Origin of the sequence: Microbacterium sp., from assembly GCF_031988965.1 — a bacterium.
GTDB lineage: Bacteria > Actinomycetota > Actinomycetes > Actinomycetales > Microbacteriaceae > Microbacterium.
The window spans coordinates 1-1,842 of record NZ_DALZXX010000266.1 but is presented as its reverse complement, the minus strand read 5'-3'; the positions used below and the strand labels follow the sequence as shown (position 1 = coordinate 1,842).

Here is a 1,842-nt window from a genome sequence, read left to right as displayed (position 1 = left end):
GTCGGCGGCGGCGGTGTCGGCTACTACCTGCTGAACGCCAGCCAGGGCTCGCGCTACGAGACGGTCACCGCGATCGTGCTGATGATCCTCGTCACGGTGCTGGTCGTCGAAGGGCTCGCGATGTGGATGCGCAAGGTGTTCCGGTGAGCGGCGTGGGCCCGGCCGGCGGCAGGGGCGGGGTCGCAGACACCGCCGACGTCGTCGTCGTCGGCTCGGGCATCGTCGGCCTCGGCGCCGCCTACGCCGCGGTGCGCCGCGGGCTGCGCGTGATCGTGGTCGACCGCACCGACGAACCGATCGGTGCGACCGTCCGCAATTTCGGACACCTCTGCATCGGAGCCCAGGCGGGGGAGGCCCGCCGCTATGCCGACGTCTCGCGAGAGCTGTGGCTGAGGCTCGCCCGCGACGCCGGATTCTGGCTGCGCGAATCGGGCACGCTCGTCGCCGCACGTCACACCGACGAGATCGCGGTGCTCGAAGAAGCCGCGGCTGACGGCGGCATCCGGATGCTGGATGCCGACGAGCTTCTGCGTCTCGCCCCGCTCCGCGCCGAGGGACTGCTCGGCGGAGCGCACATCGAGACCGACCTGCAGACCGACCCGCGCACCGCCGCGGCCGCGATCGTGCGACACCTCGCCGCACTCGGGGTCGAGTTCCGGTTCCGCACGGCCGTGACGTCTCTGACCGCGGGTCGTGTGTCGACCACGCGGGGCACGATCGATGCGGATGCCGTCGTCGTCGCCGTGAACCACGACATCGATCAGCTGCTGCCCGAGATCGCCGAACGCGTGGGCGTCGTGCGCTGCGCCCTCGACATGATGCGCGCCGCGGTCACCCTCGAGCATCCGCTCCCTGCTCCTCTGCTGACCGGCTGGTCGCTCGTGCGGTACGGCAGATTCGCCGACAGCGCGTCGGCGGCGGTCCTGCGCGAGCGTCTGCACATCGAGCGCCCCGATCTCGCGGTGCTCGATCTCAACCAGATGTACACGCAGCTGCCCGACGGCACGCTCATCATCGGCGACTCGCACGCCACGGCCATCGCTCCGGCGCCCTTCCAGCCCGAGGCCGCATTCGCGGCGTTCCTCGCCGAGGCGCAGGTGCTGTTCGACATGCCGGCGCCACGCGTGCTCGAGCGCTGGCAGGGCGTCTACGCCAAGGGGCCGCAGGACTTCCTCGTCGAACGGGGCGATGAGGGGGTGCTGGTGCTCGCCGCGACCACCGGCATCGGAATGACCACAGGGCTGGGGCTCGCAGAAGAGAATCTCGCAGCCGCCTTCGGGTGGGCACCCGCAATGGAAGGAACATCATGACCGTTTTCGACACCATCCGCACCGACGACACCATCCGCACCGAACTCGTCGTGCTCGACATGGCGGGCACCACGGTGCTCGACGACGGCGTGGTGGAGCAGGCGTTCCAGCGCGCCGCCGAGCGCACCGGGGTCGCCGATCGGATGCCCTGGGACCAGGCGCTCACCTATGTGCGCGACACCATGGGGCAGTCGAAGATCGACGTCTTCACGCACCTCGCCGGCGGTGACCGCGTCGCAGCCGAGCGTGCGACCGCCGCATTCGAAGGCGCCTACGCCGAGATCGTCGAGGAGCAGGGCGTCACCGAGATCGCCGGCGCCGCGGACGCGATCCAGGGACTCAAGGATGCCGGCCTCACGGTCGTGCTCACGACCGGGTTCGCCCCGGTGACCCGCGACGCGCTTATCGACGGACTCGGCTGGCGCGGCCTCATCGATCTCGCACTCTCGCCCGTCGACGCCGGACGCGGTCGCCCCGCGCCCGACCTCGTGCTCACGGCGCTGCTGCGCACCCAGACCTCGTCGGTCGCGGC

The 1,842-nt window shown here is 70.9% G+C and carries 2 protein-coding genes; both read left to right on the top strand.

Annotation, left to right across the window (positions count from 1 at the left end):
- The first annotated feature begins 143 nt into the window (after positions 1 to 143).
- Complete coding sequence (locus RTM68_RS18570) at positions 144 to 1,310, top strand: TIGR03364 family FAD-dependent oxidoreductase (protein WP_312173795.1); 1,167 nt, start codon at positions 144 to 146, stop codon at positions 1,308 to 1,310.
- The coding region (locus tag RTM68_RS18565; RefSeq protein WP_312173794.1) for an HAD family hydrolase at positions 1,307 to 1,842 on the top strand (536 nt) is incomplete at its 3' end. The genes RTM68_RS18570 and RTM68_RS18565, both read left to right, overlap by 4 nt.